The sequence below is a fragment of the Streptomyces sp. CLCI03 genome, assembly GCF_053615355.1.
In genome coordinates, this window is sequence record NZ_CM132132.1 from 7,141,369 (window position 1) to 7,155,458 (window position 14,090).

The 14,090-nt window shown below is 72.3% G+C and carries 11 protein-coding genes; 6 read left to right on the forward strand and 5 right to left on the reverse strand.

The window, feature by feature from the left end; genetic code table 11:
• The first annotated feature begins 22 nt into the window (after window positions 1–22).
• The 3 genes from ACWG52_RS32860 (at window position 23) to ACWG52_RS32870 (ending at window position 4,256) form a co-directional block, all read left to right on the forward strand.
• Window positions 23–985 (forward strand): electron transfer flavoprotein subunit alpha/FixB family protein, encoded by a 963-nt coding sequence (locus ACWG52_RS32860; protein ID WP_389807110.1) that lies wholly within the window; start codon window positions 23–25, stop codon window positions 983–985.
• 235 nt (window positions 986–1,220) lie between these two features.
• Complete coding sequence (locus ACWG52_RS32865) at window positions 1,221–2,774, forward strand: serine/threonine-protein kinase (RefSeq protein WP_389807109.1); 1,554 nt, start codon at window positions 1,221–1,223, stop codon at window positions 2,772–2,774.
• Window positions 2,775–2,957: 183 nt separating this feature from the next.
• The gene (locus ACWG52_RS32870) at window positions 2,958–4,256 is read left to right on the forward strand and encodes a DUF6986 family protein (protein ID WP_389807108.1); all 1,299 of its coding nucleotides are present in this window, start codon (window positions 2,958–2,960) and stop codon (window positions 4,254–4,256) included.
• A gap of 88 nt (window positions 4,257–4,344) precedes the next feature.
• Here the strand turns inward: ACWG52_RS32870 and ACWG52_RS32875 are convergent, their stop codons facing one another.
• Window positions 4,345–6,627 carry a hypothetical protein gene (locus tag ACWG52_RS32875; protein WP_390166800.1) on the reverse strand — a complete coding sequence of 761 codons (2,283 nt, stop codon included), beginning with the start codon at window positions 6,625–6,627 and terminating at the stop codon, window positions 4,345–4,347.
• A 214-nt stretch (window positions 6,628–6,841) separates the two neighbouring features.
• The gene (locus tag ACWG52_RS32880) at window positions 6,842–7,828 is read right to left on the reverse strand and encodes a LacI family DNA-binding transcriptional regulator (protein WP_389807388.1); all 987 of its coding nucleotides are present in this window, start codon (window positions 7,826–7,828) and stop codon (window positions 6,842–6,844) included.
• A gap of 189 nt (window positions 7,829–8,017) precedes the next feature.
• Here ACWG52_RS32880 and ACWG52_RS32885 point away from each other — a divergent pair, with 189 nt between their 5' ends.
• On the forward strand, window positions 8,018–9,055 hold the full coding sequence (locus ACWG52_RS32885; RefSeq protein ID WP_390166798.1) for an NUDIX hydrolase: 1,038 nt from the start codon (window positions 8,018–8,020) through the stop codon (window positions 9,053–9,055).
• Between the two features lie 23 nt (window positions 9,056–9,078).
• Here the strand turns inward: ACWG52_RS32885 and ACWG52_RS32890 are convergent, their stop codons facing one another.
• Window positions 9,079–9,774 carry an MBL fold metallo-hydrolase gene (locus ACWG52_RS32890; protein ID WP_389807105.1) on the reverse strand — a complete coding sequence of 232 codons (696 nt, stop codon included), beginning with the start codon at window positions 9,772–9,774 and terminating at the stop codon, window positions 9,079–9,081.
• Between the two features lie 153 nt (window positions 9,775–9,927).
• Window positions 9,928–11,292 (reverse strand): dipeptidase, encoded by a 1,365-nt coding sequence (locus ACWG52_RS32895; RefSeq protein ID WP_033214106.1) that lies wholly within the window; start codon window positions 11,290–11,292, stop codon window positions 9,928–9,930.
• Window positions 11,293–11,673: 381 nt separating this feature from the next.
• Here ACWG52_RS32895 and ACWG52_RS32900 point away from each other — a divergent pair, with 381 nt between their 5' ends.
• The gene (locus tag ACWG52_RS32900; protein WP_389807386.1) at window positions 11,674–12,882 is read left to right on the forward strand and encodes a geranylgeranyl reductase family protein; all 1,209 of its coding nucleotides are present in this window, start codon (window positions 11,674–11,676) and stop codon (window positions 12,880–12,882) included.
• An 8-nt stretch (window positions 12,883–12,890) separates the two neighbouring features.
• Window positions 12,891–13,442: a hypothetical protein gene (locus tag ACWG52_RS32905; protein WP_389807104.1), complete on the forward strand. Its 552-nt coding sequence runs from the start codon at window positions 12,891–12,893 to the stop codon at window positions 13,440–13,442.
• Between the two features lie 135 nt (window positions 13,443–13,577).
• Here the strand turns inward: ACWG52_RS32905 and ACWG52_RS32910 are convergent, their stop codons facing one another.
• Window positions 13,578–14,036: a nitroreductase/quinone reductase family protein gene (locus ACWG52_RS32910; protein ID WP_389807385.1), complete on the reverse strand. Its 459-nt coding sequence runs from the start codon at window positions 14,034–14,036 to the stop codon at window positions 13,578–13,580.
• Between the last annotated feature and the right edge of the window lie 54 nt (window positions 14,037–14,090).

Here is a 14,090-nt window from a genome sequence, read left to right on the forward strand (position 1 = left end):
GCAATCGCAGGAGAGCAGTCCCATGGCTGAAGTTCTCGTCTACGTCGACCACGTGGACGGTGCCGTCCGCAAGCCCACCCTTGAGCTGCTGACGCTGGCCCGCCGCATCGGCGAGCCCGTCGCCGTCGCCCTCGGCGCCGGTGCCGACGCCACCGCCGCGGTGCTCGCCGAGCACGGCGCGGTCAAGGTCCTCACCGCCGACGCCCCCGAGTTCACCGAGTACCTCGTCGTACCGAAGGTGGACGCGCTCCAGGCCGCGTACGACGCCGTGTCCCCGGTAGCCGTGCTCGTCCCGTCCTCCGCCGAGGGCAAGGAGATCGCCGCGCGCCTGGCCGTCCGTATCGGCTCGGGCATCATCACCGACGCCATCGACCTGGAGGCGGGTGACGAGGGCCCGGTCGCGACGCAGTCCGCCTTCGCCGCGTCGTTCACCACCAAGTCCCGCGTCTCCAAGGGCACCCCGGTCATCACCGTGAAGCCGAACTCGGCCCCGGTCGAGGCCGCTCCGGCCGCCGGCGCCGTCGAGGCGCTCGCCGTCACCTTCGGCGCCCTGGCCACCGGTACCAAGGTCACCGCTCGCACCCCGCGCGAGTCGACCGGCCGTCCCGAGCTGACCGAGGCCGCGATCGTCGTCTCCGGTGGCCGTGGCGTCAACGGTGCCGAGAACTTCGGCATCATCGAGGCCCTCGCGGACTCCCTCGGCGCGGCCGTCGGCGCCTCGCGTGCCGCCGTCGACGCCGGTTGGTACCCGCACACCAACCAGGTCGGCCAGACCGGCAAGTCGGTCTCCCCGCAGCTGTACATCGCCTCGGGTATCTCGGGCGCGATCCAGCACCGGGCCGGCATGCAGACCTCGAAGACCATCGTGGCCATCAACAAGGACGCCGAGGCCCCGATCTTCGACCTCGTCGACTACGGCGTCGTCGGCGACCTGTTCGCCGTCGTCCCGCAGCTGACGGACGAGATCAAGGCGCGCAAGGGCTAGAGCCCGATCCCGGGACGGCGACACGTCGCTCACCGGGTGCACGAACGAGTGAGGGCCTCCCGGGCCCGGTGCGGACGCAGACGTCCCCACCGGGCCGGGAGGCCCTCGTCGTATGCGGACCCGGTCGTCCCCGAGGCGGCGGACGCTGCGCGCAACCCCTCTCGTGCGGTCGCGGGACGGGCGTAGGCTGCGGTCAGCCCGGGGAGGGCGTGGGAACGGGGAAGGGATTCTTCCGATGCGGGGCGCGTTACTGGAAGGGCGTTACCGGCTGGAGCGCAGGCTCGGGGCGGGCGGGATGGGCGAGGTGTGGCAGGCCCGGGACCTACGGCTCGACCGGGAGGTCGCGGTCAAGGTGATCTCCCGGGGCGTGGCCGGCGACCACCTCCTGGAGGAGCGCTTCCGTAAGGAGGCCCGCACGGCCGCGGGCCTGACCCACCCTCGGATCGTGACGGTCCACGACCACGGCGAGGTCGAAGTCGACGGCAGTCCGGTGCTCTTCCTCGTCATGGAGTTGGTACGGGGCAGGCCCCTGACCGCCGTACTGGGCGAGCACCGCTCGGGTGCGGACCCCGCCGCCGTGGTCCGGTGGGCGGTGCAGATCTGCGAGGGCCTGGCCGCGGCGCACCGGGCCGGTGTGGTCCACCGGGACATCAAGCCGGCCAACATCATGGTCCACGGGCCCGCCGAGGCCGACGTCACCATCTGCGATTTCGGCATCGCCCGCCTCGCCGAGGAGACGGGCACCGGCCTGACGGCCACCGGCGCGGCCATCGGCACACCGACCTACATGTCCCCGGAACAGGCACGCGGCGACCGCCGTATCGACGGCCGCAGTGACCTGTACTCCCTCGGTTGCATGCTGTACGAGCTGCTGTCCGGCAGGCCGCCGTTCACCGGCTCCGGGCTGTCGGTGCTCTCGCAGCACCTCACCAGCGAGCCGACCCCGATCAGGGAGCTGCGGCCCTCGGTGCCCGAGAAGCTGGAACGGCTGGTGCTGGAGCTGCTGGCCAAGGAACCCGCGGCACGACCGGCCGACGCGCAGCAGGTGATCGACCGGCTGCGCAAGGCGGCGACGCGGGTCCGGCCCCGGCCGCAACCCCGGCCCGAGCCCCGGCCCCGGCCGCGCTCGCGGGCCGCCGCCGACCCGGCGGCAGGGCGCGGGACGGCGACCGCCCTGGGGGCCGAAGCGCCCGCGCCGGCCCCCGCCGTTCGCGGCGGGTCCGGCCACCCGGTCCCGGCCTCGTCCGTGCCCGGGACCCGACCACGCCTCCTGTGGGGCTCGCTGCTCGCCGCTGCCGGGGTGTACGCCCAGCTCGTCGGACTGGGTGGTTGGGGCTCGACGACCCTGATGACGCTCGGCGCCGCACTGCTCGCCTACCTGGTGACGTTCTTCGTCTCCAGGAGTTCCGCCGACGTGACCGACGCGGGCGGCCGGGGGGTCGCGGCGGCCGTCACGGCCGGCGTCCTGATCGGTGTGGTGCTGCTGTTCTGGCCGCCGGCCCCGTGGTGGGTGGGGGTGCCGGTCCTGTGCCTGGGGTGGGCGGTGCTGCTGTTCCTGTCCTTTTTCGTCCAAGGTCTGGTGGGCTCGCTGGCCCGGCTGGACCCGTGGGTGGCCTGGCTCGCCACCGAGGCCGGGCTGCTCAACGCGGCGGTGTTCGGCGGCGTTCTGGCCGCGAACGGGAAGGCCGTCTACGCGGCGGTCGGCCTGGGGCTGGTCATGTGGTTGGGCGCGGCCGTCTTCACGGCCGTCTGTGTTCCCCGTATGCCGGCGGCGCCCACTCCGGCCTGATCCGGGTGCACAGTCGCTGACCTGCGTACTCTCCGACCGTGGGGCCGTGTGGTGTTTGTCACCGTGCGGCCCCGGGTCGTTTGTCCAGGACGGCGGAGGGACCATTGACGGAGCGGAACCTCGTGACTAAATTCTGCTATGCGGATCTATGCTTCCGTGAAGCGGAAAAGAGGAGAGTGCACGATGGGTCAGCAGGAGAAGGTGGCGACGAGCCTCGCAGGCGCGGTCAGCGAGGGCATCAGCGCCTCCCTCGCGCCGGTGGACGCGGAACTCGCGCGCCACTACCCGGGCGACCCCGGCACCCGGCAGCCGATCCACACGGTCTACGTACCCGGTGACGTCTTCGCCGCGGACACCATCCGCTCCTGGGGCGACCAGGCCCTCGCCGCGCTCGACGAGCACGCCCCGGACGCCACCACCTTCGCCAAGGTGCTCGGCATCTCCGACGAGCTGGCCGTACCTGTCTACGACCGCGTCCGCGCCAAGCTCCGGAGCGAGCCCGTCGAGGACCTCCGCGTCGACTTCGAGGACGGCTTCGGCGTCCGCTCCGACGAGGAGGAGGACCAGGCCGCGGCCCGCGCCGCCCGCCTCGTCTCGGAGGCCTTCTCCAACGGCACCAACGCGCCGTACATGGGCATCCGCATGAAGTGCATGGAGTCCAACGTCCGCGACCGCGGCATCCGCACCACGGACATCTTCCTCTCCGGCCTGCTGGAGCACGGCGGCCTGCCCGAGGGCCTCGTCCTGACCCTGCCGAAGGTCACCTACGCCGAGCAGGTCAGCGCCTTCGTCAAGCTGCTGGAGGCCTTCGAGAGCACCCGCGGCCTGCGCCCGGGCCGGATCGGCTTCGAGATCCAGATCGAGACCAGCCAGTCCATCCTGGCCTCCGACGGCACCGCCACCGTCGCCCGGATGATCGAGGCCTCCAAGGGCCGCGCCACCGGCCTGCACTACGGCACCTTCGACTACAGCGCCTGCGTCGGCGTCTCCGCCGCGTACCAGGCCAGCGACCATCCCGCCGCCGACCACGCGAAGGCGATCATGCAGGTCGCGGCCGCCGGCACCGGCGTACGCGTATCCGACGGCTCCACCAACGTGCTGCCGATCGGCACCACCGAGAAGGTGCACGAGGGCTGGAAGCTCCACTACGGCCTGACCCGCCGGGCCCTGGCCCGCGCCTACTACCAGGGCTGGGACATGCACCCGGCGCACCTGCCGACCCGCTACGCGGCCGTCTTCACCTTCTACCGCGAGGGCCTGGAGGCCGCCGCGGCGCGCCTGAAGGCGTACGTGGCCAAGATCGAGGGCGACGTGATGGACGAGCCGGCCACCGCCAAGGCCCTGGCCGGCTACCTGGTCCGCGGCCTCGACTGCGGCGCGGTCGGCACCGACGAGGTCACCGCCCTCACCGGCCTGACCCGCGCGGAACTGGACGCCTTCGCCATCCCGCGCCGCTCGGCCACCCTGACGGCCACCAACTGATCGGACCGAGCCGACCGCTGGCTGTGCGGCCCGCCCCCGGGGCCCGGTCCGGGAACCTTCCCGGACCGGGCCCCGGGGTATGTCGTCCTCAGTCGAGGACGAACCTGTTCTCCTCCGCGACCTCGGTCACGATGTCCGCCACGGCCTTCAGGAAGCCGTTCCGGTCGGGGGAGGCCGCAGCGGTCGGCACGGGGACGCCGCGCCCGAAGACGTCGCTGTCGATGATGCGCGCCCGGGCGAAGGTCGACTTCGCTCCGCGCTGGCAGTAGGCGTCGAGCCATGCGTTCTGGACGTCGGACTTGAGGCGCTGTTCGGTCAGCGCGTACAGCTTTCCCGTCACGGCACTGGAAATCTCGTCGATCACCGCCTGCCGTTCCTCCTCGGTCGGCTCGCCCCCTTCCCAGCGGACGGGACGCTGCAGTAGGAGGAAGATCTGCACCTGGAGTTCCGTGCGCAGGTCGGCGACCGGCCGCAGGGAGTCGTACTCGTCGCCCCAGCCCTCGCCCAGCCTCCGGGCGAGAGCCTTCACCCGCGTCCAGTGCTGCTTGGGAGCGTCCGGGTTGTGCGTCAGGCCGAGCAGCCCGCGCCATCGGGTGTGGAAGTTACCCGCTGCCTCGCTGACCGCGATGGAGAGGTTCATCCGGTCGAACGCCGGCCGGGCCGGCCCGGTGTCCGGTGCCGCCTCGTCGGCGGAGAGGTCCGCGCTGAGCGCCCGCATCTGCCCGGCGGTCCGCCGTCCCTCCTTCCCCCAGCCGTCCAGCGGCCTGTGCATGCCACCGACGAAGTAGCAGTGGTGCTCGAGCCGGGTACGGACCGCGCGCTCGCCGATGGGGCCGAGTTCCTTGCCCATGGCGTTCAGGACGTTCTCGACCGAGGCGAGGACATGGCGCTTGCGATCCGAGAAGCGCGGGAGGTTGTCGGCCCGCATGTGGTCGAAGTGCGTGAAGAGAAAGTGTAGTTTGCCGGAGTTGCCGGACACCGCAACGGCCTTGAGGGCAGAGACCGGAGCTGCCTGCATGGGCGCGGTCGCGTTGTCGACGACGAGGATCGCGTCCACCTCGTCGATGCGCTTGGCCAGGTCCGTGGAGACGGAGGCCACCGACTTCGGCGTGTGGCCGAGTCCTTCGACGTCCACCAGGACGAGGCGGTCACTGGCCTCCGCCCAGGTCGGGACGAACGGCCCGGCGACCCGGATCCCGTTCACCAGCGGTGTCAGTAACCGGCCGAAGAGCGGTGCGTAGTTGCTGGAGAACCGCATGACGGTCTTCAGGAAGGCGGCACGGTCCTCGGTCTCCAGCGTCCAGCTGAGCGGCCATCCCTGACGGGTGCGGCGCAGCTCGCCCTCGGCCAGCAGCGAGAACCTGAGCTCGATCTCGTGCAGCAGGCCGTCGACGACGGCGTGGAACTCCTCCAGAGCGCGAAGGTCGGTGTCGAGGGTCTCCTCCACGATCTCCTCGACGACCCGGGCGTCCTCGTCGGTGGCGCGCAGTTCCTCGCGGGCGTGGGCGGCGCACTTCTCGACCATGGACCGCAGCCGGGGAACGGTCTGCACGAGCATGGCCACCGTGGCGGCCGGGTCGATGACCTCCAGGTCGGCGAGGCCGAGGACGTCCTCAGCGGCGCCCCCGTCGTCGATGTCGTCCTCGTCGTCCTCGTCGTCCTCGTCGAGGTGATCGTCGCCCGCGGGGACCTCGGGGCGGCCCAGGACGTAGCTGAAGCGGAAGCGCTGGTTCACGTGGTCGACGAGACGTCGGAGGGCGTCCTCCTCGGACTTGCCCTGGAAGAGGGCGAGGGCGGCGGCCGAGACGTTCTCCGTGAGGTGGTCGATGACCTCGTCACGGCCGGCGAAGGTGATGGCGGCCCGGTACGGCCCGGCTTCGGTCAGCACGATCTCGGTGTCGGCCACGGTGGTCTTGGCGGTTGATGTGGAGGGGAACCGCTCGGTCTCCGGGTCCGTCCCGAGGAGTTGCCGCACGACCGTGGTCTTGCCCGCCCCGGTCGTGCCCACCAGCAGAACGTGCTTGTAGCCGTCGGAGGCGCCGGGCAGCGCGAGGAGCTCGTCGCGGATCCTGCGGAAGTCGGTCCTGCCGGTCTCGAGGTGCTCGTAGAACACGTCCACAACACGGCTGTCGAAGAGCCCCGCGGCCTGCTGGCGGGAGTGCGGGTCCCAGAGGGACTTCGTGCCCAGGATCTCGTTGAGCTGCCCGACCAGCAGGTCCGCCTCGGCGTCCACCGATGTGCCCAGTCCGCGCCGCACCCTTCTGCCCGGGCGGCCCGTCGAGGGGTCCAGGCGCACCGGGTGGCGGAAGATGACGGACCACCCCTCGCGCCCCTGGCTTCGGCTCTTCTGCGCGGTGTACTGCGGGCTCATGGCGCCTCCGGTTGTTCCCCGTTGTTCCGGGGTTGGCGAGGCTGGCAGAGGCGTGGCGGAGCGTCAAATCACTGAAAAGACACGGCAAACGGGTGAGCGATTCAAGTGCTCCGGCCAAGTTGGTCCGATGTGCGCATGTACGGGTGAACGCGCTGCTGGCGTGCGGTGCGGGGCGCGTGCGCGCGGCGAGAAGCGACCCCACCGCACTCGAATGTCAGTTCGCAGGGGCGATCTCGCCCGAGCCGCGGGGGATCAGGCGGGTCGGGAGTTCGATGCGGCACGGCGTCAGGTCCGCGCCCGCGAGGCGTTGGAAGAGGCGGTCCGTGGCCACCCGGCCCAGGGCCGCCGGGTCCTGGGCGACCACCGTCACGCCCGGGCGGAGCAGATCGGCCAGCTCGAAGTCGTCGAAGCCGACCAGCGCCACCGGGCGGGCGTACGCCGCGAGGACCCGTACCAGGGTCACCGTCACCCGGTTGTTGCCGGCGAAGACGGCGGTCACCGGGTCCGGGCCCGTGAGCATCGCGCCGGCCGCCGCCGCGACCCGTTCGGGGGCCGTGGACCCGAGCGAGATCCAGGAGTCCGCCACGGGCAGGCCCGCGTCCGTCATCGCCGAGCGGTAGCCGCGCAGGCGTTCCGCCACCGTGTGGATGCGGGGCTGGTCGCCGATGAAGCCGATCCGTCGGTGGCCGCCCGCGATCAGGTGGGCCACGCCGCCCCGGGCGCCGCCGAAGCTGTCCGAGAGGACGACATCGGCCTCGATCCGGCCCGCCGGGCGGTCCACGAACACCGTGGACACACCGGCCCGCATCTCCGGCTCCAGATAGCGGTGGTCGTCCCCGGCCGGGATCACGATCAGCCCGTCCACCCGGCGGGCGCACAGCGCGAGCGCCAACTCCCTTTCCCGGTCCGGGTCCTCGGCGCTGGAGCCGTTGATGAGCAGCGCCCCGTGCGCGCGGGCCACCTCCTCCACCGCCCGGTTCAGCGGACCGTAGAAGGGATCGGCGAGATCCTCCAGGACCAGGCCCACGGTGGCGGTACGGCCCTTGCGCAGCACGCGGGCACTGTCGTTGCGGCGGAAGCCGAGGGCCTCGATCGCCTCCTGGACCCGTCTTTCGGTCTCAGGAGTCACTCCCGGCTCACCGTTGACCACGCGCGACACCGTCTTCAGACCGACGCCCGCCTGGGACGCCACGTCCTTCATGGTCGGCCGGTTGCCGTAGCGGAGCTCGGACGGGTGGCGGTTGTGGGGCACGGTGGCGAATCCTCCGGGGCTCACGAGCAGGGCTGTGACCTTGAGGATAAGCACTGGGCCGATCGCGAGGTTTTCGTGGCAGGCTGATGCGGGCAAGCCACTGGGGGCTCCGGACGAGCCATGGGGAAAGGGGTAGACGTGATTGTCTGGATCAACGGCACGTTCAGCGCCGGAAAGACCAGCACGGCCCGCGAACTGACCGGAATCCTGCCGGACAGCACCCTGTTCGACCCGGAGTTCATCGGCGACGCGCTGCGCGTGCTGCTCCCGGCCAAGCGACTGGCCGAGGTCAGCGACTATCAGGACCTCCCGAGCTGGCGGCGGTTGGTGGTGGACACGGCCGCGGCGATGCTGGCCGAACTGGGCGGGGTGCTCGTCGTCCCGATGACCCTGCTGCGCCAGGAGTACCGGGACGAGATCTTCGGCGGGCTGGCGGCTCGCCGGATCCCGGTGCGCCATGTGTTGCTGGCGCCTGAGGAAACGATCCTTCGGGAGCGGATCGCGGCACGGGAGGAACCAGGAGAGCCCGCGCAGGTCGATCTGCGGGTCCGGCAGTGGGCCTACGACCACATCCCGGTCTACCAGCAGGCCCTCGGCTGGCTGACCGGTGACGCGCACGTCATCGACAACGGGACGCTGACCCCGCGGGAGACCGCCGAGCGCGTCGCCGAGGCCGTCCGCTCCGACGAGGCGAAGGTCTGCGACATCGTGCAGACCCCGGAGCCCACCCGGGAGACGGTGGCCGCCGGGGTCCTGCTCTTCGACGACCAGGACCGGGTGCTGCTGGTCGATCCGACGTACAAGGCGGGCTGGGAGTTCCCGGGCGGGGTCGTCGAAGCGGGCGAGGCACCCGCCGGCGCGGGCGTACGGGAGGTCGCCGAGGAACTGGGCCTCGTACTGGAGGAGCCGCCCGGGCTGCTGGTGGTCGACTGGGAGCCGCCCCAGCCCCCCGGCTACGGCGGGCTGCGCCTGCTCTTCGACGGCGGCCGGCTCTCGGCGGAGGCGACGGCCAGGCTCCGGCTGCCCGGCCCGGAACTGCGGGCCTGGCGCTTCGTCACCGAGGCCGAGGCCGCCGACATGCTCCCGCGGCACCGCTACGAACGCCTGCGCCGCGCCCTGCGCGCCCGCGAACGCGACCGGCCCGCGTACCTGGAGGCGGGCACGCCGGTCGGCTGAACGACCACGCGCCGGTACGCCCCTCAGACGGGCGTGCCCGCCGCGGCCTCGGCCAGGGCCGCGGCCGTGTCCACCGTCAACGGATCGCCGTGGCCGAAGCAGGCGATCGAGGGGGCGAGCGCGGCCAGGCGGTGGAAGGTCTCGATCGCCCGCGCGCGGTCCACGTTGAAGACGCCCAGCATCAGCGGGCCGACGGCGGCGACGCAGTCGCCCGTGAACAGCACGCCGTGGCGCGGAAGGTGGATCCCGATACTGCCGTCCGTGTGGCCCGGGGCGTGCACGACGTACGCCCCGTCCCCGAAGCCGAGCGCCTCCCCGTCCTCCACCTCGTGGTCGACCGGGGTGGGCGGCGCCTCGGGGACGGTCAGGCCGTGCGCGTACAGCGGCATCTCCCAGTCCAGCAGCACCGGTTCGGGCATCGGCCGCTCGCCCCGGATCACCGGCGCGTCGAGGCGGTGGGCCAGCACCCGCGCGCCCCGGCGGGCCCGGAGCTCACCCGCCGCGCCGACATGGTCGCGGTGGCAGTGCGTGAGGACGATCCGCTCCAACCGTTCGGGCAGCAGCCCGAGGGAGCGGATCGCCTCCTCGATCCCGTCGGCGGACCCGGCATGGCCCGCGTCGATCAGGGTGAGGGCTTCGCCGTCCTGCCAGAGGTAGGCCTGGCCGATGGGGAAGCGGAGCATGTGGAGTCGGTTCGGCAGTACTTCGACAAGATCCATACGGACGAACGTACGGCCGGTCCGCGGCCGCGGGGACGTGAATTCACCCGGAGCGAAGTACGCCCAGGGCGCACCGCGCGGCGGCGGAACGTCCTGGGCGTACCCACGTAAGGGTTCATGCTCTGTCGGCCGGTACGGGCACCGGCGGGCGGGTCAGGCGCGCTTGGACTCCGCGTAGTCGACGAGGAAGAGGGCCTCCGCCACCGACAGGCGCTCCAGCTCCTGCGGCGACACGCTCTCGTTGACCGCGTGGATCTGGGCCTCCGGCTCGCTCAGCCCGATCAGCAGCATCTCCGCCTCGGGGTAGAGGGACGTCAGCGTGTTGCACAGCGGAATCGATCCGCCCATGCCGCTGATCTGCATCTCCTGGCCGGGGTAGGCGGCTTCCAGGGCCCTGCGCATCGACGTGTACGCCGGGCTGTCGGTGTCCGCCTGGAACGGTTGGCCCTGACCGACGACCTCCAGTTCGAGGCGCGCCTTCCACGGGGTGTGCGCCTCCAGGTGGGCCTGCAGCAGCTTGACGGCCGCGGCGGTGTCCACGCCCGGCGGCACCCGCAGGCTGATCAGCGCGCCGGCGCTCGCGTGCACCGAGGGCGTCGCGCCGATGACCGGCGGGCAGTCGATGCCGAGCACCGTGACGGCCGGGCGGGCCCACAGCCGGTCCGCGATCGTGCCCTCGCCGATGAGCTCGACCCCGTCGAGGACCTTCGCGTCGGCGCGGAAGTCCGCCTCCGGGTACTGCAGGCCGTCCCACACCTCGTCCGAGGCCAGGCCGTCCACGGTCGTCGAACCGTCCGCCGCGCGCAGCGAGTCGAGTACGCGGATCAGCGCGGCCAGCGCGTCGGGGGCGGCGCCGCCGAACATGCCCGAGTGCAGGTTGCCGCCCAGCGTGTCGATCTTCACCTTGACCAGGCACATGCCGCGCAGGGTGGCCGTCACCGTCGGCAGCCCGAGCCGGAAGTTGCCCGCGTCGCCGATGACGATGGTGTCGGCGGTCAGCAGCTCCGGGTGCGCCTCCGCGTACTGCTGGAGGCCGCCGGTGCCCTGCTCCTCCGAGCCCTCGACGATCACCTTCACGTGCACGGGCACACCGCCGTTGGCCTTCAGCGCGCGCAGCGCCAGCAGGTGCATGATGAACCCGCCCTTGCAGTCGGCCGCGCCGCGCCCGTACCAGCGGCCGTCGCGTTCGGTCAGCTCGAAGGCGGGGGAGGTCCAGGCCGCGTCGTCGAGCGGCGGCTGGACGTCGTAGTGCGCGTAGAGCAGCACGGTCGGCGCGCCCTCGGGGCCGGGCAGGAAGCCGTAGACCGACTGGGTGCCGTCGGGGGTGTCGAGCAGCGCCACGTCCTGGAAGCCCTCGACGCGCAGGGCGTCGGCCACCCAGTTCGCGGCGGCCTCGCTCTCGCTCTTGGGGAACTGCGCCCAGTCCGCCACCGACTGGAAGGCCACCAACTCGGTCAGCTCCCGCTTGGCGCGCGGCATCAGCGAGGCGATGGTCTCGGCGATCGGATTCTGGGACATGGGCACGCTCCTTCTGGGTGCGACGTTGTTCTGTTCGTACGCCGCCCGCACGCGCGGGGTGTGCGTATGCCGGGTGGGCGAAAGACAGTCTTGATCCTCGCACAGCGGGACCGGGCGGTGTCTCGCCGTAGGATTTCCCCGGCATCGGAGCAACCGGGTGATCAGGAGCAGCAACACATCGTGAGCAGCGACGACGACGTACGCGACGCAGACGCAGGGGCGGACGCAGGCGCAGGCATGGACGCGAGCGCGGAGGCGGGCGCGAGCGCGGACGCAGACGCGGACGCCGGTGTGGGCGCAGGCGTGGGCGCAGACGCAGGCGTGGGCACGGGGCAGGACGACCGGGGGGCGGGCGACGAGGCGGCCGGGGAGACCGGCGAGGTGTGGGACGTGGTCGTGGTCGGCGCGGGACCTGCCGGGTCCTCGGCCGCGTACGCGGCGGCGACGGCCGGGCGGCGCGTCCTGCTGCTGGAGAAGGCCGAGCTGCCTCGCTACAAGACCTGTGGCGGCGGCATCATCGGCCCTTCCCGCGACGCCCTGCCTCCGGGGTTCGTGCTGCCCCTCAAGGACCGCATCCACGCGGTCACCTTCTCGATGGACGGGAAGCTGACCCGCACCCGACGCTCGAAGCACATGCTGTTCGGGCTCATCAACCGTCCGGAGTTCGACGCCGGCCTGGTCGCCGAGGCGGAGAAGGCGGGCGCCACCATCCGTACGGGTACGGCCGTGGCCCGCGTCGAGCAGCACGGGGCGGCCGTCCCCGACCGGCGCACCGTCGCCGTGGTGCTCGCCGACGGCGAGACGGTGCTGGCCCGCGCGGTGGTCGGCGCGGACGGCAGCGCGAGCCGGATCGGCGCGCACGTCGGCGTGGAGATGGACCAGGTGGACCTGGGCCTGGAGGCCGAGATCCCCGTCCCCGAGACCGTCGCGGAGGACTGGAAGGGGCGGGTACTGATCGACTGGGGCCCGCTGCCCGGCAGTTACGGCTGGGTCTTCCCCAAGGGAGACACCCTGACCGTCGGGGTCATCTCGGCCAAGGGCGAGGGTGCCGCGACCAAGCGCTACCTGGACGACTTCATCGCCCGGCTCGGACTCGCCGGCTTCGAACCGGCCGTCTCCTCCGGCCACCTGACCCGCTGCCGCAAGCCCGATTCACCGCTCTCGCGCGGCCGGGTGCTGGTGGCGGGCGACGCGGCCGGACTGCTGGAGCCGTGGACCCGGGAGGGGATCTCCTTCGCGCTGCGCTCCGGGCGGCTGGCGGGGGAGTGGGCGGTGAAGATCTCCGAGGCGCAGGACGCCGTGGACGCGCGCCGCCAGGCCCTCAACTACGCCTTCGCGGTGAAGGCCGGGCTGGGCGTGGAGATGGGGGTCGGTACGCGGATGCTGCACCTCTTCGAGGCCAAGCCGCGGCTGCTGCACGTGGCGATCACCGGCTTCGGTCCGGCGTGGCGGGCGTTCGCCCGGATCACCCGGGGCTCGACGACGCTGGCCGAGCTGGTGCGTACGTACCCGCTGGCCCGCAAGGCGCTGCACATGATGGACGCCCGACAAGCGGCGGCCCGCAGCGGCGGCGGCCAGGGCCAGGGCTAGGGGCAGTGGTGGGCGGGGGCGACGGCGAAGCCCGGGCGGACGGTGCGGGCCCGGCGGAGGGCACCGGTACGGGTACGGCCGACCGCACCGGTGCTGCCGACGGTACGGGTACGGCGGACGGCGCGGGTACGGGTACGGGTACGGCGGACGGCGCGGGTGGTCCGGATTTTTGGCGGGGTCGCTCGAACCTCCTCGACGAGGACCGACCGGACGTCGTCCTCGCCGCCTTCGAGCGCGGCGAGCCGCGGGTCGGGGAGGCGGTGATCGGGCTCGCCCTCAACCACGAGGACCCCGCGGCCGTGCTCCCCATGGTCGCGAGGGCGTTGGAGTCGGCGGACCGGGTGATCCGCCAACAGGGGGTCATCGCCCTGGCCCACGTGGCGCGGCTCCACCGCACGGTGGACCGGCGCTGCCTGGAACTGCTGCGACGCTGCCCCCGCGGCAACGAGGCCGACGACGACCTGTGGTCGTTCGTCCCGCACCGTGAGCTGCCGCCGTGGTTGTGGCGGCACCACCTGCGGGAGCGGCTGGTGTATCGGTTGCGTCGGCCGTTCGACTGAGCGACCGGTCCGGGCGGACCGGTCGCCGTCCTGAGCGGCCGCCGCCTCCGGACCGGTCCAGCAGTCCGGACCGGTCACAGCAGTCCGGGCCGGGCCGGGCTGGCGCGCGGCCGTCCGGACGGCCGCCGGCGCCCGTCAGCCGGACACCGTGATCCGGAAGACCGGGTGGTCGCCGGCGGCCGCCCGGAGTTCGGCGTCGGAGGACTTCGCGGTGACCCCCTGGAAGAACCGGTTGACCTCCCAACCCCACTTCTCCAGGTAGGCGCGCAGGATGTCGGCCTTCCGCGCCGGGTCGGTGATCTCGGTGACGGTGAACGCGCGCACCTTGCGCCCGACACGCAGCTCGCCGCCGCCCGCCACGCGCATGTTGCGGACCCACTGGGAGTGGCCGCGGGCCGAGACCAGGTACTGGGCGCCCTCGTAGGTGTGCGGGTTGACCGGGATCCGCTGCATCTCACCGGACTTGCGGCCGCGCACCGACAACTCGGCGGTGCCCGCCAGGCTGATGCCGAAGCGCGCCAGCTTGCCGAAGAGCGAGTTGAAGCGGATCGCGAGCGGGGTGGCCTGGACGTAGTACGGGGTGGGCGCGTTCATCGTGACCTCCGGGGCCGCTTCGACTTCCTCCATCGAGAGAGCACTGCTCTCGCT

Coding starts and splice junctions, on each gene's coding strand:
- ACWG52_RS32860 (WP_389807110.1), top strand. CDS start 23: ATGGCTGAAGTTCTCGTCTACGTCGACCACGTGGACGGTGCCGTCCGC.
- ACWG52_RS32865 (WP_389807109.1), top strand. CDS start 1,221: ATGCGGGGCGCGTTACTGGAAGGGCGTTACCGGCTGGAGCGCAGGCTC.
- ACWG52_RS32870 (WP_389807108.1), top strand. CDS start 2,958: ATGGGTCAGCAGGAGAAGGTGGCGACGAGCCTCGCAGGCGCGGTCAGC.
- ACWG52_RS32875 (WP_390166800.1), bottom strand. CDS start 6,627: ATGAGCCCGCAGTACACCGCGCAGAAGAGCCGAAGCCAGGGGCGCGAG.
- ACWG52_RS32880 (WP_389807388.1), bottom strand. CDS start 7,828: ATGAAGGACGTGGCGTCCCAGGCGGGCGTCGGTCTGAAGACGGTGTCG.
- ACWG52_RS32890 (WP_389807105.1), bottom strand. CDS start 9,774: ATGGATCTTGTCGAAGTACTGCCGAACCGACTCCACATGCTCCGCTTC.
- ACWG52_RS32895 (WP_033214106.1), bottom strand. CDS start 11,292: ATGTCCCAGAATCCGATCGCCGAGACCATCGCCTCGCTGATGCCGCGC.
- ACWG52_RS32910 (WP_389807385.1), bottom strand. CDS start 14,036: ATGAACGCGCCCACCCCGTACTACGTCCAGGCCACCCCGCTCGCGATC.